Annotated in this window: 23 protein-coding genes; 10 read left to right on the top strand and 13 right to left on the bottom strand. The window is 61.4% G+C overall.

The genetic code is table 11. The features are described 5' to 3' along the window. Nucleotides 1-255 precede the first annotated feature (255 nt). Nucleotides 256-873 carry a PilZ domain-containing protein gene (locus ACINK1_RS07900; RefSeq protein WP_395760063.1) on the bottom strand — a complete coding sequence of 206 codons (618 nt, stop codon included), beginning with the start codon at nt 871-873 and terminating at the stop codon, nt 256-258. Between the two features lie 134 nt (nt 874-1,007). Continuing rightward, entirely contained in the window at nt 1,008-1,664 is a 657-nt protein-coding gene (locus ACINK1_RS07895) for a PAS domain-containing protein (RefSeq protein ID WP_395760062.1), read from the bottom strand. 234 nt (nt 1,665-1,898) lie between these two features. Here ACINK1_RS07895 and ACINK1_RS07890 point away from each other — a divergent pair, with 234 nt between their 5' ends. Together ACINK1_RS07890 and ACINK1_RS07885 are read left to right on the top strand one after the other, a co-directional pair. After that, nucleotides 1,899-2,660: a rhomboid family intramembrane serine protease gene (locus ACINK1_RS07890; protein ID WP_395760061.1), complete on the top strand. Its 762-nt coding sequence runs from the start codon at nt 1,899-1,901 to the stop codon at nt 2,658-2,660. Nucleotides 2,661-2,762: 102 nt separating this feature from the next. Further along, a complete protein-coding gene (locus ACINK1_RS07885) occupies nt 2,763-3,194 on the top strand; it encodes a CBS domain-containing protein (protein WP_395760060.1) in 432 nt (143 codons plus the stop codon). Between the two features lie 5 nt (nt 3,195-3,199). On the opposite strand, the gene ACINK1_RS07880 is transcribed toward ACINK1_RS07885, so the two are convergent. The 3 genes from ACINK1_RS07880 to folE all read right to left on the bottom strand — a co-directional run bounded on the left by ACINK1_RS07880 (nt 3,200) and on the right by folE (nt 4,795). Next, a complete protein-coding gene (locus ACINK1_RS07880) occupies nt 3,200-3,649 on the bottom strand; it encodes a GNAT family N-acetyltransferase (protein ID WP_395760059.1) in 450 nt (149 codons plus the stop codon). Nucleotides 3,650-3,713: 64 nt separating this feature from the next. Then, the gene (gene hisI, locus ACINK1_RS07875; protein WP_395760058.1) at nt 3,714-4,136 is read right to left on the bottom strand and encodes a phosphoribosyl-AMP cyclohydrolase; all 423 of its coding nucleotides are present in this window, start codon (nt 4,134-4,136) and stop codon (nt 3,714-3,716) included. Nucleotides 4,137-4,162: 26 nt separating this feature from the next. Then, nucleotides 4,163-4,795: a GTP cyclohydrolase I FolE gene (gene folE, locus ACINK1_RS07870; RefSeq protein WP_395760057.1), complete on the bottom strand. Its 633-nt coding sequence runs from the start codon at nt 4,793-4,795 to the stop codon at nt 4,163-4,165. Nucleotides 4,796-5,045: 250 nt separating this feature from the next. On the opposite strand from folE, the gene ACINK1_RS07865 reads away from it, so the two are divergent. Genes ACINK1_RS07865 through thrS form a run of 3 tightly spaced genes read left to right on the top strand, consistent with a single transcriptional unit; the run spans nt 5,046 to nt 7,836 of the window. Next, nucleotides 5,046-5,492, top strand: a complete 447-nt coding sequence (locus ACINK1_RS07865) for an iron-sulfur cluster assembly scaffold protein (RefSeq protein ID WP_376801249.1) — start codon at nt 5,046-5,048, stop codon at nt 5,490-5,492. Then, complete coding sequence (gene yidD, locus ACINK1_RS07860; protein ID WP_376801143.1) at nt 5,489-5,803, top strand: membrane protein insertion efficiency factor YidD; 315 nt, start codon at nt 5,489-5,491, stop codon at nt 5,801-5,803. Before ACINK1_RS07865 ends, yidD begins: the two co-directional genes overlap by 4 nt. A gap of 59 nt (nt 5,804-5,862) precedes the next feature. Beyond that, nucleotides 5,863-7,836 carry a threonine--tRNA ligase gene (thrS, locus tag ACINK1_RS07855; RefSeq protein WP_376801142.1) on the top strand — a complete coding sequence of 658 codons (1,974 nt, stop codon included), beginning with the start codon at nt 5,863-5,865 and terminating at the stop codon, nt 7,834-7,836. Nucleotides 7,837-7,844: 8 nt separating this feature from the next. Here thrS and ACINK1_RS07850 read toward each other — a convergent pair whose 3' ends face one another. After that, complete coding sequence (locus ACINK1_RS07850) at nt 7,845-8,954, bottom strand: hypothetical protein (protein WP_376801141.1); 1,110 nt, start codon at nt 8,952-8,954, stop codon at nt 7,845-7,847. Between ACINK1_RS07850 and ACINK1_RS07845 the strand changes: the two genes are divergently transcribed. Together ACINK1_RS07845 and ACINK1_RS07840 are read left to right on the top strand one after the other, a co-directional pair. Then, nucleotides 8,946-9,548: a nitroreductase gene (locus tag ACINK1_RS07845; protein WP_376801140.1), complete on the top strand. Its 603-nt coding sequence runs from the start codon at nt 8,946-8,948 to the stop codon at nt 9,546-9,548. The two genes, ACINK1_RS07850 and ACINK1_RS07845, sit on opposite strands and share 9 nt — an antisense overlap. A 39-nt stretch (nt 9,549-9,587) precedes the next feature. After that, a complete protein-coding gene (locus tag ACINK1_RS07840) occupies nt 9,588-10,187 on the top strand; it encodes a flavin reductase family protein (protein ID WP_376801139.1) in 600 nt (199 codons plus the stop codon). Between the two features lie 5 nt (nt 10,188-10,192). Here ACINK1_RS07840 and ACINK1_RS07835 read toward each other — a convergent pair whose 3' ends face one another. Together ACINK1_RS07835 and ACINK1_RS07830 are read right to left on the bottom strand one after the other, a co-directional pair. Then, nucleotides 10,193-11,074 (bottom strand): CoA ester lyase, encoded by an 882-nt coding sequence (locus ACINK1_RS07835; RefSeq protein ID WP_376801138.1) that lies wholly within the window; start codon nt 11,072-11,074, stop codon nt 10,193-10,195. 13 nt (nt 11,075-11,087) lie between these two features. Further along, nucleotides 11,088-11,546, bottom strand: a complete 459-nt coding sequence (locus ACINK1_RS07830) for a MaoC family dehydratase (protein ID WP_376801137.1) — start codon at nt 11,544-11,546, stop codon at nt 11,088-11,090. A 79-nt stretch (nt 11,547-11,625) separates the two neighbouring features. Between ACINK1_RS07830 and ACINK1_RS07825 the strand changes: the two genes are divergently transcribed. Continuing rightward, a complete protein-coding gene (locus tag ACINK1_RS07825; protein ID WP_376801136.1) occupies nt 11,626-12,675 on the top strand; it encodes a transglycosylase SLT domain-containing protein in 1,050 nt (349 codons plus the stop codon). 6 nt (nt 12,676-12,681) lie between these two features. Beyond that, nucleotides 12,682-13,920 (top strand): DUF2336 domain-containing protein, encoded by a 1,239-nt coding sequence (locus ACINK1_RS07820; RefSeq protein ID WP_376801135.1) that lies wholly within the window; start codon nt 12,682-12,684, stop codon nt 13,918-13,920. A 31-nt stretch (nt 13,921-13,951) separates the two neighbouring features. On the opposite strand, the gene ACINK1_RS07815 is transcribed toward ACINK1_RS07820, so the two are convergent. Beyond that, nucleotides 13,952-15,139 (bottom strand): MFS transporter, encoded by a 1,188-nt coding sequence (locus tag ACINK1_RS07815; protein WP_376801134.1) that lies wholly within the window; start codon nt 15,137-15,139, stop codon nt 13,952-13,954. A gap of 18 nt (nt 15,140-15,157) precedes the next feature. Between ACINK1_RS07815 and ACINK1_RS07810 the strand changes: the two genes are divergently transcribed. Continuing rightward, nucleotides 15,158-15,523, top strand: coding sequence for a hydroxyisourate hydrolase (locus ACINK1_RS07810; RefSeq protein WP_376801133.1), 366 nt, complete (start codon nt 15,158-15,160; stop codon nt 15,521-15,523). Between the two features lie 5 nt (nt 15,524-15,528). Here ACINK1_RS07810 and ACINK1_RS07805 read toward each other — a convergent pair whose 3' ends face one another. The 4 genes from ACINK1_RS07805 to ACINK1_RS07790 are packed head-to-tail and all read right to left on the bottom strand — an operon-like array spanning nt 15,529 to nt 19,411. Next, nucleotides 15,529-16,293 (bottom strand): ABC transporter permease, encoded by a 765-nt coding sequence (locus ACINK1_RS07805; protein WP_376801247.1) that lies wholly within the window; start codon nt 16,291-16,293, stop codon nt 15,529-15,531. Nucleotides 16,294-16,344: 51 nt separating this feature from the next. Beyond that, a complete protein-coding gene (locus ACINK1_RS07800; RefSeq protein WP_376801132.1) occupies nt 16,345-17,196 on the bottom strand; it encodes an ABC transporter permease in 852 nt (283 codons plus the stop codon). A 44-nt stretch (nt 17,197-17,240) separates the two neighbouring features. Beyond that, on the bottom strand, nt 17,241-18,284 hold the full coding sequence (locus tag ACINK1_RS07795; RefSeq protein WP_376801131.1) for an ABC transporter substrate-binding protein: 1,044 nt from the start codon (nt 18,282-18,284) through the stop codon (nt 17,241-17,243). Between the two features lie 41 nt (nt 18,285-18,325). Beyond that, complete coding sequence (locus ACINK1_RS07790) at nt 18,326-19,411, bottom strand: ABC transporter ATP-binding protein (RefSeq protein WP_376801130.1); 1,086 nt, start codon at nt 19,409-19,411, stop codon at nt 18,326-18,328. Nucleotides 19,412-19,421 lie beyond the last annotated feature (10 nt).

Below are 19,421 nucleotides of genomic sequence, written 5' to 3'. Positions count from 1 at the left end.
TTGCCATTCGTGCCTTGTCCTTCGGATGGGGTGAAATGACGTGATCTTTATGTCGCAAGCCTTTGAAAGTCAGACGACTTCCTGCAGGCTTGCTCCTCAACCTCGCGCCATTTCTCTCCCACCGTTTCGTCCAAATTAATGGGTCCTGACCCTAAGTCGATTATCGGTGAATTCGACGTGTGGACGCCATGAACGGCAGCAACAATTTTTACAAAGTGAGGCTTAGACCGTCACATCTCAGCACGAAGCCGGCTGTCAATGCAGTTGCTGCTCGATGTGCTCGGGGTCCTGGATGCTGGCGAATTCGAGCGCGATACCGGCTTCGAGATGACGCACGATGCGAGCGCGGATACGGCCAAGCAGCACTGGTGTTCCGACAGTCGGGCGGTTCTGCAGGCTGATGGCAGCGCCTGACAGGGACAGGTCGATGAGGCGGCATGGCTGCACGCTGCCGTCGGGCAGGGTCAGGCGCGACATGGGATTGCGCGGCAGAATGCGTTCATGGCGACGATCTTCCGGCAGGCCCAGAACATGACGATTGGCAAGCCATGTCAGCTGGGAGGCGAGCTTGTCGCGTTTGCGCGCCGTCGCCTCGATCGTCATGGCAAAGCCATTGGGAATAAGGCGTGCGATGCGCCCCTCGACGCGGCCCACATGGTCGATATAGGCAATCACCATATCGCCGACCAGCGAGGTTTCAGGGGCGACGAATGATACGCCGCCTGGCGAGATGTCCAGAACCTGGCAGGGATATTCCTGCTTGGTGGGCAGCATATAGCGACCGAGCAAGGAGATGCTGACGCGCTGAAAGCGCCGCTTTTCGCGTGGCTTCGGCGTCTGTCCCGGGCGATTTTGAGCGAGCGCTACATTCATCGTCGTGTGTGCTTGCCTTCAAGCGTTATCACTTGGCAACAAACTACCCCGCTTAACCTTAAGAACCGGTTAGTTTAAGGCTGCCAGGACGATCAAACGAAAACTATCCCGGCTTATCACACGCGGATTGCTGTTCAGTTTTTGCCGCCATCCATCACTGTCAAATGGCGATAACGGCGCGCACGATCGGCCGCCAGTTCGATTTCCGGTGTCATCAACTGGGTAAAGCGTGACTGCGCCGAGGCGAGAGAGGGAGTTTCGCCGTAGAAATTGTCTGGGGCGCCCGATGGCCACAGCAGACGCGTATTACCGATCTTGCGGTTTGACGGTGGCTGGATGCCAATCCAGTATGGATCGTTCAGCGTCCCCATGGCGCCTAATATGCGATTGGCGCGGCCGAATGTCGACAGAGGCATGAGGACCATTTCGACATCAAGCGGTGCGCCTCTGCCGGCACTTCCCTGAAACTGCAAAACCGTGACAGCGGCCTCGGCAATGATTGCCTGGAGAAGAGATTCGATGGTCTCGCGCTCGCGCCCCAGCCAGTCGGCGAGAAAGTCACGCTCCTTCAGTTCACGGCAGTGAAGCGTACAGATGCGCATGCCCGCCAGCCGCCAGGAAATGCGACCCTCATCAACCGACAGAATAAATGTATCAGGGAGAATGTTGCGGATATCACTTGGCTCAATTTCTGCACGCGTCGGTGCCGGACGCGACCCACGGCGCCGGTTCCAATATTCATATAGATGTTCAGTTGATTGGTGCGCGAAACGCGGCTTGCGCTGTATCATAGTCTGACCACTCCGTTACCCCGGCGCCTGCCCTGGCTGTGAAACCCATCCCCGCAATCCCGTTTCGGCACAGTTTGGCCGTGTCGAACGTCGTCGGCAGGCTCACGCAGCACGAGCCGTGCCATGTTTTGTTAACCATGATGGATCAAGCCAGCCTGCGTGACCTGGTGCGGGCGGCGCGGCGAAGCGCGCGTTGCGATTGCCAGACTGCTTGCGAATGCCTAAGCGTGGGTGATGGATGATATGATCAAGACACCGCCAGCCGGCCCCGCAAATGAGCCGTTTTTCAATCTTCCGGGCGTGATTGTGGCTCTATCGGGCGTGATGATCGGCCTTCATGGCTGGCGTCAATGGATCGCGACGGAACGTGATGAAGACTTCATCCTGCGCTTTTCCTTCATCCCGCTGCGCTACAGCGATCAGGGGTTTGCGCGCGCATTGTTCGCCGATGATCAATGGGCGCGGTTGTGGTCCCCGATCACCTATGGGTTGCTGCATGGCGACTGGCAGCATGTCCTGGTCAATACGCTGTGGCTGGTGGTTTTTGGTAGCGCGGTCGCCTGGCGGTTCGGGCCAGGGCGCTTTCTTTTGTTTTCCTTGCTGTGTTCGGTTGGGGGCGCAGCCGCCCATTTCATGACGCATGTGGGCGAGGCCGTGCCTGTTGTCGGCGCATCCGCGGCCATCTCGGGTCTGACGGCTGCCGCCTGCCGATTTGTTTTCGAAGCAGGAGCGCCGCTCGGCGGCCTGCGTGGATCAGGGGCATCGGCCTTTCGGCGGCCGGCGCCGCCCTTGCTTCAGTCGCTGTCGAACCCGCGCATCTTCGGCTTTGTTGCCTTGTGGTTTGCCCTGACAATTGTCTTCGGGTCCGGCATCATACCAAGTGGTCTTGAAGAAGGGACCAGTATTGCCTGGGAAGCTCATTTGGGTGGATTTCTTGCCGGCTTGGTGCTTTTTCCACTGTTTGACCCCATTTTGCCGCGACGGCTGGCTGACTAATCACATTTTGTCTCGGGGCGATTGCAGCAATTGTGGTTGACGGGCATCGTGCTAGGCTGAGGAAACCGTCGGCAGCAAGACCACGGCGAGAGGGAGAAGGCTATGATCGTCAAGCAGATCCTGGAAGCCAAAGGGGGCGACGTCGCGACCGCAGCCCCAAGCGCAACCATTGCTCATGTCGTGGCGATGCTGGCCAAGCGCCGGATCGGCGCGGTCGTCATCACGGGTCCCGATGACCGGATCGTCGGGATCGCATCAGAGCGCGATGTGGTGCGGGCGCTTGACGGCGAGGGGCCGTCGGTCCTCGAATCACCGGTGTCGACCATCATGACGCGCACCGTCGCCACCTGTTCGCAGGAGGCATCAATTGCCGACCTGATGCGCCAGATGACGGATGGCAAATTCCGCCATCTGCCGGTTGTCGTTGGCAGCAGGCTCGCGGGGATTATTTCGATTGGCGATGTGGTCAAGTATCGGTTGAGCGAGCTTGAGCACGAAACCAACGCGATGCGCGATTACATCGCCACCGCGTGAGCCGTCTACAAGGCGATCTGGTAGCGCACGAACGGCGCGCGTTTGGCGAGGCGCTCGTAGAGCCTCCTTGCCGTGCCGTTGAACTCTTCCGTGTTCCAGTAAAGGCGGGTGGCGCCGTAGTCCCGTGCCGCAGTTTCGGTGGCGGTGATGAGTGCCCGGCCAAGCCTGAGGCCGCGCGCTTCAGGTTTGACGAACAGATCCTCAAGATAGCAATAGCCGCCCTTGCTCCAGGTTGAGGGGTGGAACGTGTAATGGACGAGGCCAAGTGGCGCACCCTCTGGTGACAGCGCTATAAATCCGTTGATGCCATTCCCCTGGCTCACCCGCGCGAAGGTGGCGTCGGTGATGTCGGCGGCCAGGTGAACCTCGTAGAATGACAGATATCCCTGCCACAGCCCGTCCCACGCGGGGCGGTCCTGCGGGGTGATGGCACGGATGAGGGGGGAGGGTGTCATCGTTGTATCCTGCGCCGCTTGTTGTCAGCAAATACGAGACTTGTCAGTTTGTTACGGCAAAAGTCTAGCGTTGTGAATCAGCGTCGGATACGCGTATGAGGTGAGGGGTGCCGCTGTCATCGACCACAAGTCGGCGGTAAAAACAGCTGCGGGCGCCGGTATGGCAGGCACCACCATCGCCGCCGACGGTGACGCGCAGCAAAAGCGCGTCCTGATCGCAGTCAACCGCAATATCGACAATCGTCTGTAGCTGCCCTGATGTTTCGCCTTTTTTCCACAATTGCCGTCGCGAGCGCGACCAGTAATGAGCGATGCCGCTCGTCAATGTAAGGCGCAGGGCCTCGTCGTTCATATGGGCGACCATCAGTACATCACCGCGCGCTGCGTCAAGGGTGATGGCGGTGATCAATCCGTCAGCATCAAAACGCGGCAGAAACGCCGTGCCTTGCTCCCGCAGGGTCACGGCGCTCACATCTGGGGTCACCATAGCGGAAAACCCGTCTGCTTCTGTGCTCAGCTCTTGAAGCCGCGGATGAGCATCATGAAGCGGGCCTGCTCGCTCGGATCATCGCGGAAGACGCCGGTGAAGCCGGTGGTGACGGTGGACACGCCATGCTTCTGCACGCCACGCATCGACATGCACATATGCTCGGCTTCGAGCAGGATGGCCAGACCGCGCGGTTTCAAATGCTCATCGATGGCGTTGGAAATCTCGGCCGTCAGATTTTCCTGCGTCTGCAGGCGCCGGGCAAAGATATCGACAACACGCGCCAGCTTCGACAGGCCGACGACGCCGTCGCGCGGATAATAGGCAATATGGGCCTTGCCGGTGATGGGTACGATATGATGCTCGCAATGCGAGAAGAAGGGGATGTCGCGCACCAGAACGATGTCGCCATAACCGCCCACTTCCTCGAAAACGGTGTCCAGCTCTTCGGCTGCGGACAATTTGTAGCCACGGAAGAGATCTTCCCAGGCCTTGACCATCCGCCGGGGGGTATCAAGCAGACCCTCGCGATCAGGATCATCACCCACCCATTCGATCAGTGTACGCACAGCCGCTTCCGCTTCCTCGCGCGAAGGACGTCGACGGACGATATCCGCCTGGTCAGCGCGGGCAGGGAAAGACTTCACGACGGCATCCATTCTCATTCTCCGTTCGACCAACCTCAAACGAGATTGGGGTGTCACCGGTTCCATCCAGGCAGCCGAATTTATTAAACCTGGTTCCTACATCCGGAATATAGGAATATTATGGCAGACGCCAAGACGTCGGTCATAATGTCGTGATTTTCGACCTATCAAGTCTGCCCCTCTTCCGTTTCTGGTAATTTATCACCATATTCGGGCCGGAACAGACACCACCCATATTTATGTGGCAAAAGCTGAACGCCAGATGATCGACGATATCTACAATCGAAAAATTCTTGATTTTGCCGGCAACATCCCGGCGATCGGGCGACTGGCTACGCCCGATGGATCGGCGGTGGCGCACTCCAAGCTGTGTGGCTCGACTGTCAGCGTCGATCTCAATCTGGTTGATGGCAAAGTGACCAATTTCGCTCATGACGTGAAAGCGTGCGCCCTTGGCCAGGCGTCGTCGTCCATCATGGCGCGCCATGTCATCGGCAGTACGAGTGAAGAATTGCGGGCGCTTCGCCAGACCGTCACGGCCATGCTCAAGCAGAACGGGCCGCCACCGCAGGGCAGATGGAGTGATCTTGAATGCCTTATTCCGGTACGCGAGTACAAAGCGCGCCATGCCTCGACGCTTCTGACCTTTGACGCCGTCGTCAAGGCGCTCGATGAGGCCGAGGCACGAGCGGCGACACCGGCGGCATGAAGGTGATCCTTCGCCTGCCGGCGCTGGCAGCGCGCGGGCTCATCCTCGTTTATCGCTATTCACTGTCAGCCTTCATCGGCCGTACCTGCCGCCATTTCCCCTCTTGCTCGGAATATACCGACGAGGCGATTGCCCGGCACGGGCTGTGGGCAGGCGGGTGGATGGGGGCTGCCCGCATCAGCCGTTGCCGCCCGGGGGGAACCTCCGGGCTTGATGTGGTGGCCGCGCACTTGCCCGGCAAAAGTCGCTGGTATAGGCCGTGGAGCTACGGCCTGTGGCGTTCGACGCGGGCTGATTCGCAGGCCGGATAAACTCTTTCCCCTTGGTTTCAACCCTTACCCGCGCAGTAGGCGGGAGTGAGGATAATGAGATGATCACACTCACCTTTCCCGATGGCGCGCAACGGCAATTTCCTCCCGCAAGCAGCGGGCTTGAGGTGGCGCGCTCGATTGCGCCCTCGCTCGCCAAGCGCGCCGTGGCGATGGCGCTTGACGGCGTCATTGCCGACCTCGCCGATCCCATCGCCCACGACAGCAAAATCGAATTCGTCATGCGCGATGAGCCGCGCGCGCTTGAACTGATCCGCCATGATTGCGCCCATGTGCTCGCGGAGGCGGTGCAGGATCTCTATCCCGGCACGCAGGTGACCATCGGGCCGGTGATCGAGAACGGGTTTTATTACGATTTCTTCCGCAATGAGCCGTTTTCGCTGGAAGATTTCGCTGCCATTGAAAAGCGTATGCGCGAGATTATTCAGCGCGATGCGCCGTTTACCAAGAAAGTAGTGAGCCGCGAGGAGGCGCGCTCCCTGTTCGAGGCCAAGGGTGAGGCGTTCAAAATTGAATTGCTGGAGGCGATCCCGCAGGGCGAGGACGTCAAGCTCTACAGCCAGGGGGCGTGGATCGATCTGTGCCGGGGCCCGCACATGCCCTCTGTCGGGAAGGTTGGAAACGCCTTCAAGCTGCTGAAGGTGGCCGGCGCCTACTGGCGCGGGGATTCGCGCAATCCGACGCTGTCGCGCATCTACGGTACGGCGTTTGCCAGCGACAAGGAACTGGACGCCTATCTGCGCCAGCTCGAAGAGGCGGAAAAGCGCGACCATCGCAAGCTTGGCCAGGAGATGGACCTCTTCCATTTCCAGCCGGAGGGGCCGGGAACGGTCTTCTGGCACGCCAAGGGCTGGACCATGTTCCAGGAGCTGATCGCCTATATGCGCCGGCGCCTGCTTCATACATATGAAGAGGTGAACGCGCCGCAGGTGCTCGACAAATCGCTATGGGAAACCTCGGGGCATTGGGGCTGGTATCAGGAGAACATGTTCGCGGTGAAGTCCGCCCATGCCTTCATGCACCCCGATGATCCAGACGCGGACCAGCGTGTGTTCGCACTCAAGCCGATGAATTGCCCGGGTCACGTGCAGCTTTTCAAGCACGGGCTCAAGAGCTACCGCGATCTGCCGGTTCGCCTTGCCGAGTTTGGACTGGTGCATCGCTACGAGGCATCGGGCGCGCTCCACGGGCTGATGCGGGTGCGCGGCTTCACGCAGGATGACGCCCATGTCTTCTGCACCGACGAGCAGATGGAAAGCGAGTGCCTGCGCATCAACGAATTGATGCTCTCGGTCTATCGCGATTTCGGCTTTGAAGAACTCGTGGTCAAGCTGTCGACACGGCCGGAAAAGCGGGTCGGATCGGACGCGCTGTGGGATCGCGCTGAAGCGGTGTTGCTGAATGTTCTGAAAAAAATCGAGGTGCAGTCAGGCGGCAAGATCAAGACCGGTATCAATCCCGGAGAAGGGGCGTTTTATGGCCCGAAATTCGAATACACACTGAAGGACGCCATCGGCCGCGACTGGCAATGCGGGACGACACAGGTCGATTTCAACCTGCCGGAGCGCTTCGGCGCCTTCTATATCGGTGCGGATGGCGAAAAGAAGCAGCCGGTGATGATCCATCGTGCCATCGTCGGTTCGCTGGAGCGGTTCCTTGGCATTCTCATCGAAAGTCATGCCGGGCATTTCCCGCTGTGGCTGGCGCCTGACCAGATCAAGGTGCTGACCATCACCTCCGAAGGCGATGAGTACGCCGGCAAGGTGGTAGCGGCCTGCCGCAAGGCGGGCTTGAGGGCGTCGTCTGATCTGCGCAATGAAAAGATCAACTACAAGGTGCGGGAATATTCGCTGGCCAAGGTGCCGGTGCTGCTGGTTGTCGGCAAACGTGAAGCAGAAGCGGGTGCGGTCAATATGCGCCGTCTGGGCTCACAGGACCAGCACAGCATGTCGCTTGACGAGGCGATCGCGGCGCTTGTGACAGAGGCAACGCCGCCCGATATGCGGCGGGGCTGAGGCACGGTCTATTTCGCGACCACCTCGACCTCGCGATCGCGCCCGGTTTCGACTGAGAAGCGGGCATTGAAGATGCGCTGGTCGTTGCGGGCGATGACCGTGTAATCGCCCGCTCCCAGCACCATGATGGGGAAAGCGCCGATTGATTCCTGAACCGTATCGCCACCGGGCGTGAGCACGGTCCAGGCGGTGTTGGCAAGCGCCTCGCCGCCGGGCGTCGAGACAAGCTTCAGCGTGATCTGGGCGGCGCGATGTTTCATCGTCACCTCGGTGAGGCGCCCGCTTTCGATCTTGACGTCGCCTGCCATGAAGGCATTGGCCTCGCCATAACGCGAATTGACGAAGTAATCGCCGACCGGCAGGCGCAGGATTCGTCCGGCACGGACGTTCTCAACCAGCGTCGTGCCGCCAGGGCCGGGCCCGGCCGACACGGAGTAGGTGACGCGGGTGTCAGGAATGATGCGCTCGCCCGCCGTTGCCTGCAGGCGAAGAGCGCCGGCGGTCAACACAAATGTATCGGCCACCGGATTGAGGCCGACTTCAAGGCGCCGCGTCACGGTGGCGCGGCCGTAGGCGGCATTCACCAGATAGGCGCCGGGCGGCAGGCGGAAGAGTGGCTGGGCTTCCGTTGATTGGGTGAGGATCGCCACCTTGCCGTCGAGCCTCGGCTTGTCAGCGTAGACGCGCCAGATGAGACCGCGGGTCAGCGGGGGGCTACCCAGCCGCGGCGTGGCCTGCAGGCGGACCGATGTGCCGGCTGGCGCGGGTGCAGCACCGGGACGAGGCGGCGAGGGCGCGGGCACGGAGGCTGCCGGGGGTGGTGCGGGCTGGCCAGGGGAGGGCGCAAAAATGCGCGGCACGAAGCCGCCCGGAGGTGGCACGATTCCCGGCGGCGCCGGCGAGGCCGGGATCAGAGACGGCGCACCAGCAGGCGGTGGGGCAAGGATGCCGGGTGGGGATGGTGCCTGTGCCCGCAGCGCGTGCGGGCCGAGCATCAGGCCACCCAAGAGCAGTGCCGCGATCCGCCGCCGCGCTCCTGCTCCTCGTCCCTTGCCTGCATGGGCGCGCCGCGCGCTGTGATTGACCTTCATCGACATCGCCTTGGAAAAATGCTTCAAACCCGCCTCCTATCACATCGCACGGATACGATCACGATGGATGCGCTGCGGCTTTTATCGACAAGACGATCAGTTTCAGCAAGAAACATGACGGAACCGGGGCCGAGCGCACAGCAAATAAGTGACATGCTGGCAATCGCGGCGCGGGTACCCGACCACGGCAAGCTGGTACCGTGGCGTTTCATTGTTTTTGCAGGCGAGGCGCGCGTGAGGGCCGGTATGGTGCTCGTCGCCGTGCATGAGGCCAAGGGGCCGGTGCGCGAGGAGGATCTGGCGTTCACGCGGTCCGCTTTCGAGCGCGCGCCGGTGGTGATTGCGGTCATTTCAACGGCGAAGGCACATCCCAAGATTCCCGTGATCGAGCAGACATTGTCGGCTGCGGCTGCGGCCATGACCCTGTGCCATGCAGCGCATGCCAGCGGTTTTGCTGCCAATTGGTTGACTGACTGGTTTGCCTATGACGACGCTGCGAAGGCTTCGCTTGGCATCAGCGCACATGAAACCGTCATCGGCTTCGTCTATGTCGGCACGGCGGCTGAGCCACCACAGGAGCGCCCGCGCCCGGCGCTCGCGGAGATCGTCACCTATTTCTGACAATCTGGCCATTGACCGGCCAGCAGGAGACCAGAGCTGATGTTTTATGAGCCGTCCAAGCTTGATCGCGCCGTTTTGCCCCATGATCCGTTCAAGGCGCTGGTGGCACCGCGCCCCATCGGCTGGGTGTCAAGCATCGATCCCGAGGGGCGGGTCAATCTCGCCCCCTATAGTTTCTTCAACGCCTTTTCCGATGACCCGCATATTGTCGGCTTTTCAAGCGCTGGCATGAAAGACAGCATCCGCAACATCGAGGCAACGGGTGAGTTCGTCTGCAATCTGGCGAGCTATGATCTGCGCGAGGCGATGAACCAGTCATCGATGGCCTTGCCCTATGGCCAGTCGGAAATGGAATTTGCGGACATCGCCGCGGCCCCCTCCATGCTGGTTAAGCCGCCGCGGGTGCGCGACGCGCCATGGGCGCTTGAATGTCGCTTTCTGCGTACGGTGCCGATGACGCCGGCGCGCGGTGAAGCGCGGTATTTTCTGGTGTTGGGCGAGGTTATCGGCATTCACATTGCCGATCGCTTTATCCATGAGGGGCGTGTCGATACCGCAGCCATGCAACCTCTGGCGCGCGCCGGTTATGACGAATACAGCGTTATGGACAAGGCGCTGCGCATGACAAGACCAGGCTGAACTGGTTAGTCGAGCGCTACCCCCGCCGCGCGGGCGCGGGCAAGCAGGCGCCCGGCGCGCAGCAGATGGGGACGGTCGATCATCTCGCCGTCGATACCCGCCACGCCCTGGCCGCCGGCAAGTGCCGCGACAACAGCCTGAGCGCGGGCAATCGCCTCTGGCGTGGGCGTGAAGACGGCGTTGATCACCGGTACCTGTGCCGGATGAATGGCCATTTTGCCGGTAAAGCCGTCGCGGCGTGCTGATTCCGCTTCGTGACGCAAGCCTTCAAGGTCACGGAAACTCGTGAAAACAGTGTCGATGGCCTGCACCGAGGCGGCATTGGCGGCAAAGAGCGTCAACGCGCGGGCAAGACGATAGGGGTCGGTGAAATGCCCGTTTTTGTCGCGCGCTGTCTCTGCGCCGAGATCAGCGGACAGATCTTCGGCGCCCCAGGTCAAACCGTCCAGTCGTGGTGAAGCGTCCTGGTAAGTACCCATGCCGAAGAGCGCGCCTGCGGTCTCGGTCGCGATGGCGATGATGGCGATGGCCCCGTCAGCGTGGCCGGCGCGCGCCTCGGCGACCGACAGCCGTGACGACAGCAGCGTCACATCATTACCGTTGCGCGATTTGGGCAGCATCACGGCGTCGGGCTTTACGGCGATGATCGCGTCGATATCGGCTGCGTGATGCGGGCCATCGAGCGGATTGAGGCGCACGATGAGGCGCGGGCGGTTGTCAGCATTCGCGTGGTCGGACAGGAAGGCGGCAATGGTCTGGCGGGCCTGCTGTTTATTGCCGTCAGCGACTGAATCTTCAAGGTCGAGGATCAGGCCATCAGCGCCGCTGGCAAACCCCTTGGCGAGCTTGCCCGGACTGTCTCCCGGCACGAAGAGAAGCGAGCGCATCGGGATGTGTTCCTCAGTTGGGCAGGCGACGCATGAAGGCCTGACGCTTGCAGGCGGCAACCAGCGTGCCGTCCTGGTTGAACGCCTGATGCTCGAATTCGATGAGGCCCGCCTCGGGGCGCGAGCGCGATTCACGTTTGCCGATGACCTCGCTGCGCACTTTGACCGTATCGCCATGAAAGAGCGGGTGGGGAAAGCGCACATCGGTCATGCCGAGATTGGCGATCGTTGTCGCAAAGGTGGTGTCGTGCACGGAAATCCCGATCATCAATCCCAGTGTGAACAGGGAATTCACGAGAGGTTTGCCGAATTCGCTGCGGGTGGCGGCGAAGTGAAAGTCGATGTGCAAGGGCTGCGGGTTCATGGTGAGGGTGGAAAAGAGGACATTATCCATCTCCGTCACTGAACGGGTGATGGGGTGATCAAACACCTGCCCGATGGTGAATTCCTCGAAGTGAAGCCCCTTGGCCATCGCTTTCTCTCCCTCATGGCGAACGCCGTTCTACACGCTTTCTTTACCATAACAGCGCAGCCTGTGTCTGACCTCAAGGGTGAGGTCGCAACAACGCCGTGGGTCGATGGTCTCGCTCGTTTCTTCCGCTTCAAGGCAAACCGGTCAGGTCACCGACGCCCTGCGTCAGGCGAGCCAGCAGACGGGTGTCAGCTTCGATTATCTGCTGCGCACTGCCAGCAAGGAATCGAGCCTCAATCCCGACGCCAAGGCCACAACATCGTCAGCCTCCGGCCTCTTTCAATTCATTGAGCAGACATGGCTTTCGATCGTCAAGGAGGCGGGCGCCAAATTTGGCTTCAGCCGTGAAGCAGATGCCATCAACCGGCAGCCGGACGGGCGCCTGACGGTCAGTGACAGCAAGGAAAGACAGCGCATCCTGTCACTGCGCAATGATCCGGGCGCCAGTGCGGTGTTTGGCGCTGCTTTCACCCAGCGCAACGTGGATCATCTGTCGCGTGATCTGGGCCGTGCGCCTGATGCCGGCGAAGCCTATCTTGCCCATGTGCTGGGAGCAAACGGCGCCGGCCGTTTTCTTGCTCTGGCGCAGAAGAATGCGGATGCTCCGGCTGCTGCCTCGTTTGCCGAAGCAGCAGAAGCCAACCCCGGCATTTTCTATCAGGCAAACGGGCAGCCGCGCAGTTTTCGCGACGTTCAGCAGCAATTGACGCGGGGCTATGTCAGCGCCGTCAGCCCGATCCTCGCGGCGCAGGAATCATCGCAGAACCAAAATACCGGGCAGGGAAGCCGGCAGGACGGCAGCGGCGTTTTCCAGTCGCTCTTCCAGACCGATGGTCGCGGCCCGGTATCGACGCTCGTGCAATCATTGTGGGGGCAGGCGGGCGGGGTGACGAGCTTTGCCGCGCGCCCGTCAGCGCAAGGTTTCTTCCCCAGCCTCACCAGGCCGAATTTCACGACCGCCGCCAACAGCAATCAGTCAGCGTCATCGTCGACCCAACCGGCGGCAATCCTGCCTTCTGATGCGGTGGCGCGTAGCAGTGAGGCTGTCGGGGGGACGCGAACCGGGATTCCGCTGCCGCGCCCTGGCGGGCCGTTCAATCTGCTCCAGTTCATCAAAGTGCGAGGCTAGTCGTCCATGTCGATGGAACAAAATGCGGTTGTGCGCTGGGTTGATAGCGGCGAGATCGCGGATAACGCGCTGGCGCCCGGCGGGCTCATTCGCAAATTCGTCGGCTTCCTTCGTCACGCGGCAGCACATGAACGTGCCTATGCGGTCAAAGCGCTGGCCCGCGTCTATTTCGAAGCCGACATTTCGCCTGAAGATCGTATCAGTGCCGAGGCGGCGCTGACGCTGGTGATCGACGATCCCTCGGATATCGTGCGCGCGGCTTTGGCTGATGCCATCTGCCATCGTCACGATGCGCCGCGCCATCTCATCCTGTCGCTTGCCAGCGATCAGGGCACAAATGCAGCCCTTATCGCCCATCGTTCCCCGCTTCTTCTTGACAGCGAACTTGTTGAAATGCTCGCAGCCGGTGACGAGCGTATGCAACGGGCAATCGCCGGCAGGCGGCCATTGTCGGCTGCCGTGAGCGCGGCTATTGCAGAAATCGGTATGGCGGAAGCCTGTGTGACGCTTCTGGAAAACGACGCCGCCCAGATTGCGCCGTTTTCGCTGGCGCGTCTTGCAGGGCGCCATGGAGAACATGGCAGTGTGCGCGATCTCCTGCTGGCGCGTGATGATCTTCCCGTCAGCTTGCGCCAGAGCCTGATTGTCGATCTGTCGAACGTGCTGGGATCGTTTCTGGCCGAAAATTCGTGGCTCTCGGCGAGCCGCGCCCATGATGTGACGCGCGATGCGCTGGATCAGGCAACGATTGATCTCGCGCGCGCGCCTCCTGGTGAATATGTCGATGATCTCGTCTCGCATCTGATGGAAACCGGGCAGTTGACGCCGGTTCTGATGCTGCGGGCCTTGTGCAGCGGTGGCTTTGTATTCAACGAGGCGGTGTTTGTCCGCCTCAGCGGTTTGCCGCAGCGCAAGGTTGCCGCGCTGATGCAGGATGCCGGCGGCGATGGTTTCCGCGCCCTCTATCGTCGTTGCCGTTTGCCTGCCGATGCCTTGCCGGCCTTCGAGGTGGCGCTGTCGACGATCAGGGAAACGGCGATGCCGGATCGGGCTGCGGGCGATTATCATTTCTCGCGACAGGTCCTGGAGCGCATCTTGACGCGCTACGAAGGATTTGTAAGCAGCGAATCCGACCATCTGCTGTTGCTGTTGCGGCGTTATGCTGCGGCGGCGGCGCGTGATGAAGCGCAGGCATTCGCGCGCGACTGTCTGCTGGAAGATGACGAAGCGCTGCACGCTGCCTGAGTGTCATTCGACATGGCGGGAGGGCGTCGACCTATCCGCGTTTGACCAAGGGCTGTCGCATCATGGCCAGCCCGACAAACAGACAGGCTAGCGCCAGCACGCCGTAGGCAAAGCGCAGATCGGCAAGGCTTGAGACAAGCGACATCAGCGGCGGACCAAGGACGAGCCCGCCATAGCTGGCGGTAAGTACGGCGCCGGTTGCAGCCCCTACCTGTCCGTCAGGGGCAGCGCGGGCGACCTCTGCAAGAAGCACCCCGTTCCAGCCACTGGCGGTGAGGCCGAAGGCAAAGGCGATGGTTGCAAGAAGCGCCAATGTTGCGTGGGGCGGTAGGCAGGCGAGGCTTGCCGCGCACAAGGCCATCGCCATCGCAAGGGCTGCGATGAGTTGACGCGGGTCCATCCAGCGACTGGCGACATATCCCCAGCCGAGACGGCCGACAAGGCCACCTCCCTGGGCGATCGCCAGCACTAACCCGGCTGTACCATGGCTGTGATCGAGCACGCGCACCAGATAGATCACGAGGAAGGCGTTAAGGCCGAGCTGCATCGCCGCCAGGGGAATCGAGGCGAGGGCAAGCCGGCGCGTGGCCGCGTCATTCCATAACAGCGACAGTGCGGCACGCGGTGGCACGGCTTGCGCGCTCTGGCGGGTCAGCGCGTCATAGCGCGGGCGCAGGCTCGCGAAGATAGCAAGGGCAAGGGCTGCCAGGGCGGCGATAAGCACGAATCCAAGCTCGGGGTGGAAGCGGGCGATAGCTGGCAGGGTCAGTGAGCCGAGGATGGCGCCGAGCTGGTTCCCGGTCTGGCGCAGCGAAAACACCATCGGCACCTGACGAGGAGTGGCGAGATGACCGAGCAGGGCTGAACTTGCAGGCGTCTCGGGCCCGAAAGCCAGGCCAAGGATAGCGCCAGCGAACGCCAGGGCAATCGGCGTTGCGAGCGATGATATCATCATGGAAAGGATGACAAAGACCATGCAGCCGGCAGCAACGGCAAACGAACCAAAGCGAGCGATCAGCGCACCGCCGAAGAGGGCAGTCACCATGCCAACGCCAAAGCATCCCGTGGTGAAGAGGGCGATGGCTTGCTCATCAATGCCAAGGCCCGGCGCCAGCACACCGGGTGCAAAAAGTGCCAGGGCGACCATGCCCTGCAATCCGGTCATGGCGGCAAGCGCTGGATAAAGCGGCGGCAGGCTCTTCACGGCGCGGTTGTTCATGTCCTAGGGTCGGTCTTGATGTTGAAAGGAACGGGTATGGCAGCAGGCGGGATATCGGTGCATGCGGTGGATGTGGCACGCGGCCATCCGGCGCGTGGTCTCAGGGTTGACATCTACGCGCTTGGTGATCGCGAGCACCGGATAGCAGAGGGGATCATTGGTGAAAATGGCCTGCTTGACCATCCCAGTGCCCGTGGCGAAGGGGTGAGCGCCGGCCTTTACGAAGTGCGTTTTGCCATCGGCGATTATCTGCGGGCGCAGGGCATCGAAAAACCGTTTCTGGATATCGTGCCCTTCCGCTTCGTCATTGTCGATGAGCGTGCGCACATCCACCTGCCGTTCAAGTTCACGCCGTTTGGCTACTCGCTCTTTCGTGGGGCGTGAGCGCGTCACCTGAGGCGTCGTGACAGGCCGGCCATGCGTTCCATGACGACGAGCGCGAGGATGGTGAGAAAAATCATCACGCCGGAGACGGCGGCGATCGTCACGTCAAGCTTGCCTTCAAGGTCCTGCCACATGCGGATGGGCAGCATGTCGGTGCGCGCATCGCGCAGGAAGAGCGATACGGGCACGTTGTCGAAGGACGCCATGAAGGCGAGGAAGGCCCCGGCGATGATGCCCGGCCGGATAAGCGGCAAAGTGATACGCCGGAAGGTGTAAAGCCGCGAGGCGCCCAGGCTGGCCGAGCTTTCAAGAAGCACGGTGTCAAGCTGCGCCAGGGCTGCGACCGTGGTGCGCACCACATAGGGCACGCACACCACTGTGTGACCGATGATGAGTGTCAGAGGTGAAATCGGCAGGCCGACAAGCGAGAACAGCATGAGGGCGGCGAGCCCGAAGGCAAGCGCCGGCAGCACCAGGGGTGACATGAAGAGGCTGTCGAGGATGCGGGCCGTCAGCGTTGGAGAGCGGGCGATGGCGAGCGATGCGGCGACCCCCAAAACGACGGAAATCACGGTTGTCCACAACGCCACGACAAAACTGTTCCAGGCGGCGAAATGGAGCTGCCAGGCATCAAGCAGGGCCACATACCATTTGAACGAGTAGCCGGGCGGGGGAAAGCGCAGAGAGAAACTGTCAGTAAAGGAAACGATGACGACAACCAGCGTCGGCGCCAGCAGCAGGGTGATGGCAGCGATGGTGAGTGCGCCCATGACGAGGGTGAAGCTTGCCTGATCAGGATCGAAGGTTCGCCGTGCCATCGCCTACCCCTGCGCATAGCCGCGCGACAGGCGGCCGAGAAGGTTGAAAAGCGTCACAGCACCGAGGACTGCGACCAGAAAGATGATCGAGATGGCGGCGGCAAAAGGCCAGTTACTGAGCGTGGATGATTGCTGGTAGAGATACATGGGCATGAACAGCATCTGCCCGCCGCCCACCAGCGACTGGGTGATGAAGGCGGTGATGGCGGCGGCGAAGGTCAGCAGGCAGCCCGCCATGATGCCGGGCAGGGTCAGCGGCAAGATGACCTTGACAAAGCTGCGCCAGGCGCCGGCGCCAAGGGCTGATGAGGCGTCGCGCAGATTGGGGTCGATGCGCGAGAGTGCGGTGATCAGCGGCAGCACCATCAGCGGCATCTGCACCTGGGCAAGCGCCACCACCACGCCGCCATCAGTGTAGAGGAGGCGAAGCGGTGTATCGGCAAGGCCAAGGCTCAGCAGCAGATTGTTGACGATGCCCTGGCGGCCAAGAATGACGATCCAGGCAAAGGTGCGCACGACGACGCTGGTGAGGAGCGGCAGGACGATGATGAGCATCAGCACGCCCTGCGCCAAGCGGGGCGAGCGTACGAACGTCCAGGCGAGCGGAAAGCCCAGCAGCAGGCAGAGGAGGGTAACTTTCACGCCGAGCCATAGTGTGGAAACGAGCACACTGAGCGAGAACGGGTCGAGCAGGAAACGGGCGTACTGGGCCAGCCCGAACTGTGTCAGGCTGGTATCAGTATAAAAGCTCACCAAAATCAGGATCAGCAGGGGAGCGACAAAAAACAGCGCGAAGAAGCCGGCGAGCGGCAGCGCCAGTTTCAGATCATAGGCGGTGACGGGGGCTGATCGCATGATATCGGGCCGGCGCCGTGGTCAGGCGCCGGCGCTCCTCCCGTTCAGATCTTGATGTCGCGATTGAATTTCTCAATCCATGCCGAGCGCTGCTTGTTGATGGCGGCCCAGTCCTGGAAGACGAATTTCTTCTTCATCTCGTCATGGTCCTTCGCCAGCGCCTTCGCCACTTCGCCGCCGATCTTCACCTTGGTGTTGGTGGGAACGATGAGGTAGGGGCTTTCCATCAGCTTGGCCTGCACTTCCGGCGAGAGCGATGCCTCGATCAGCTTGAAGGCCAGTTCCTTGTTGGGCGAATTCTTGACCAGATGAATGGTCGTCTTGAAGGCGATGGCCCCTTCTTTCGGCGCCACGAATTCGACCGCCACGCCGCGGGCTTTAAGGATCTGGATGGCGTTGAAATTGCCAGGCCCGATGTCGATCTGCCCCTGCTGATAAAGCGTCGCCAGCTGTCCGGGATTGGCGGCAACGGCGCCGAGATTGGGCTTTAATTCCTCGATCGCCTTGAAGCCGGCATCCACATTCGCCTCGCTGCCACCGCGGCTGCGGGCGATCTCGACGAGGAAGCCGGTTCCGAGTGTCGAATTGAGGTTGGTGATGCCGACGCGTCCCTTGTACTCGGGCTTCCAGATGTCGTTCCACGAGGTGGGCGGGGTTTTGATCTTGTCGGGATTGTACGTGATGCCGACCACCTGGAAGAAGGGGGCTGGCCCCTTGGCGCCTTGCGCGTCGGCGATGAGATCCTTGTAATGGGCCGATTGGGCGACGGGATAATCATCGACAAGATCCTGATCGATGGCAACCAGCGCGGGGCCCGGATCATGCAGCATGACGTCGATGGGCGGATTGGCGCGTGCTGCTGTCACCTTGGCGATCTGATCGACCGAGAGCAGCGGGTCAAGAGCGATATCGGCATTGTTGGAGGCTTTGCGGAACGCCGGCACCAGCACATCGCGATGCGCTTCTTCCCAGCTGCCGGTAAAGGTTGCAAAGACCAGGCGGCGGGCCTGCGCCTGCGTCAATTGCGGGAAGGCGTGCATGGCGCCCAGCGTTAGCGCGGTGGTCATCATCTGGCGGCGGTCAATCATCGTTTTCTCCCTGGGACAAACTTGACAAGATGGTGGTGGCACTAGATTTCGGGGTAAATGCGAACAGCCCCCGATATTGCCGGTTTGACGGCGATATCCGAGCCTGGCGGCAAAGCAAGAGCCCCCATCGCCCGCGGGCCGGCGACCTTGAGGCTGGCCCCGCCGGTGAGGCGTACTTCATGGACGATGGTCGCGCCGAGTGGCAGGCCGATCTCGATCTTGCCGGGCAGTGCGTCGGCGTCGGCGCTGAAAGCCAGATGCTCGGGGCGGATACAGATCCGGACCATGGCGCCGCGGTTCAGCGCGCCGACCAGTTGGCCCTGCCATTGGCCGCCGCCGGGAAGCGACACCGTTCCCTCCATCCCGTTCACGTCCATCAGCTTGCCGGTCAGAACGTTCGAGGCACCGACGAAGGTGTTGACGAAATAGGATTGCGGCTTGTCATAGACCTCGGTCGCGGCTGCGAATTGTTCAAGCCGTCCATGGCTGAGGACAGCGACGCGGTCGGCCATCGACAGCGCCTCCTCCTGATCATGCGTGACGATGATGGTGGTGGTGCCGGCCATGCGCTGGATACGCTTGATCTCGATTTGCATGTCGAGGCGCAAATTCTTGTCGAGTGCGGCGAAGGGCTCATCCAGGAGCAGGATCGAGGGGCGCACCGCAAGCGCGCGGGCAAGCGCGATGCGCTGTTGCTGGCCGCCCGACAGCTGGCGGGGATAACGGTCCGCCATGGCTGAGAGCTTGACGAGATCCAGCATCTCGCCAACGCGCGCTGACTGCGTGGCGCGATCGGTGCCGCGCGCCGCCAGTCCGTAAGCGACGTTGTCAGCGACCGTCATATGGGGAAAGAGCGCGTAATTCTGAAACACGATGCCAATCGTGCGCCGGTGCGGGGGGAGATGATCAATCGCCTTGCCGCCGATGATGACGCTGCCTTCGCCCTGATTGATGAAGCCGGCGATAATGCGCAGCAAGGTCGTCTTGCCGCAGCCTGACGGGCCAAGGAGGGCCACCAGTTCGCCACCTGTGATATCAAGCGTCACATCGTCGACAGCAAGCGACGAGCCGTAGCGATGCGTGATGCGATCCAGCAGCAGGGATTGCGTGGTCAGGCTTTCCGTCAAATGATCGACC

The sequence above is a fragment of the Raskinella chloraquaticus (SeqCode) genome (genome assembly GCF_021731865.1).
Lineage (GTDB): Bacteria > Pseudomonadota > Alphaproteobacteria > Rhizobiales > UBA4765 > Raskinella > Raskinella chloraquaticus.
Note: the sequence above shows the minus strand (reverse complement) of the source record. Positions and strands in the feature narration are given on the sequence as shown.

Coding starts and splice junctions, on each gene's coding strand:
- ACINK1_RS07900 (WP_395760063.1), bottom strand. CDS start 873: ATGAATGTAGCGCTCGCTCAAAATCGCCCGGGACAGACGCCGAAGCCA.
- ACINK1_RS07895 (WP_395760062.1), bottom strand. CDS start 1,664: ATGATACAGCGCAAGCCGCGTTTCGCGCACCAATCAACTGAACATCTA.
- ACINK1_RS07890 (WP_395760061.1), top strand. CDS start 1,899: ATGGATGATATGATCAAGACACCGCCAGCCGGCCCCGCAAATGAGCCG.
- ACINK1_RS07885 (WP_395760060.1), top strand. CDS start 2,763: ATGATCGTCAAGCAGATCCTGGAAGCCAAAGGGGGCGACGTCGCGACC.
- ACINK1_RS07880 (WP_395760059.1), bottom strand. CDS start 3,649: ATGACACCCTCCCCCCTCATCCGTGCCATCACCCCGCAGGACCGCCCC.
- hisI (WP_395760058.1), bottom strand. CDS start 4,136: ATGGTGACCCCAGATGTGAGCGCCGTGACCCTGCGGGAGCAAGGCACG.
- folE (WP_395760057.1), bottom strand. CDS start 4,795: ATGGATGCCGTCGTGAAGTCTTTCCCTGCCCGCGCTGACCAGGCGGAT.
- ACINK1_RS07865 (WP_376801249.1), top strand. CDS start 5,046: ATGATCGACGATATCTACAATCGAAAAATTCTTGATTTTGCCGGCAAC.
- yidD (WP_376801143.1), top strand. CDS start 5,489: ATGAAGGTGATCCTTCGCCTGCCGGCGCTGGCAGCGCGCGGGCTCATC.
- thrS (WP_376801142.1), top strand. CDS start 5,863: ATGATCACACTCACCTTTCCCGATGGCGCGCAACGGCAATTTCCTCCC.
- ACINK1_RS07845 (WP_376801140.1), top strand. CDS start 8,946: ATGCTTCAAACCCGCCTCCTATCACATCGCACGGATACGATCACGATG.
- ACINK1_RS07840 (WP_376801139.1), top strand. CDS start 9,588: ATGTTTTATGAGCCGTCCAAGCTTGATCGCGCCGTTTTGCCCCATGAT.
- ACINK1_RS07835 (WP_376801138.1), bottom strand. CDS start 11,074: ATGCGCTCGCTTCTCTTCGTGCCGGGAGACAGTCCGGGCAAGCTCGCC.
- ACINK1_RS07830 (WP_376801137.1), bottom strand. CDS start 11,546: ATGGCCAAGGGGCTTCACTTCGAGGAATTCACCATCGGGCAGGTGTTT.
- ACINK1_RS07820 (WP_376801135.1), top strand. CDS start 12,682: ATGTCGATGGAACAAAATGCGGTTGTGCGCTGGGTTGATAGCGGCGAG.
- ACINK1_RS07815 (WP_376801134.1), bottom strand. CDS start 15,139: ATGAACAACCGCGCCGTGAAGAGCCTGCCGCCGCTTTATCCAGCGCTT.
- ACINK1_RS07810 (WP_376801133.1), top strand. CDS start 15,158: ATGTTGAAAGGAACGGGTATGGCAGCAGGCGGGATATCGGTGCATGCG.
- ACINK1_RS07805 (WP_376801247.1), bottom strand. CDS start 16,293: ATGGGCGCACTCACCATCGCTGCCATCACCCTGCTGCTGGCGCCGACG.
- ACINK1_RS07800 (WP_376801132.1), bottom strand. CDS start 17,196: ATGCGATCAGCCCCCGTCACCGCCTATGATCTGAAACTGGCGCTGCCG.
- ACINK1_RS07795 (WP_376801131.1), bottom strand. CDS start 18,284: ATGATTGACCGCCGCCAGATGATGACCACCGCGCTAACGCTGGGCGCC.